The organism is Vibrio sp. 1402 (assembly GCF_033340275.1).
Genome location: NZ_JAWOWE010000344.1, coordinates 1 through 653 on the forward strand (window position 1 = coordinate 1; position 653 = coordinate 653).

Annotated in this window: 1 protein-coding gene; it reads left to right on the forward strand. The window is 44.3% G+C overall.

Annotated elements, in window-relative coordinates:
- A partial coding sequence (locus R7044_RS25970; protein ID WP_225456091.1) for a cyclic nucleotide-binding domain-containing protein occupies nt 1-653 on the forward strand: 653 nt, incomplete at both ends.

The window sequence follows — 653 nt, forward strand, 5'->3', positions numbered from 1 at the left end:
CTGGCAGAACAAGTAATCTCTGCCTTGCAACAATTTTTCAAAGCAAATGACGAAACAAAAGCTTGTCGAACCTACTCTCCTGAGCATTTGCTGACGGGTGAAGGGGAACCTAACAGCTTTTTATGGTTCATAACCAGCGGAGAAGTGGCGCTTTACAAAAGAGACGAACAAGGTATGCAGCGAGAAGTGGTTCGCCATACCAAAGGGAACATTGTCGGCGGCATGTCATTTGTAACTGGGGAATGCTCCTTTTCTACTGCACTTACGCTTACCGAAACAGAAGTAATTAAACTTGATAGAAATGTGTTCCGTAAAGTAATGCAGAGTGACTCAAACCTTCTCCCCCTATTTACGAACTTACTTCTTCGTCATTTCAATCGCCGATTACAGAGAAGCATCAACACAAAATTACAATTGCAGAAAACACTCGAGTCACTTGAATCTGCTCATCAACAACTGATTGAAAGAGAAAAAATGGCCATGCTCGGCCAGTTGGTTGCAGGCGTGGCCCATGAACTGAACAACCCAATAGCTGCGATTTTGCGTGGTGTAGAAAACCTCACTCATACCCTCGAAGGGCTATTAACTCAACTTCCGACAGCAGAAGTACAAATCAAAGGCGTTCAGCTTCTAACCAGAGCTCAAACCGCCAA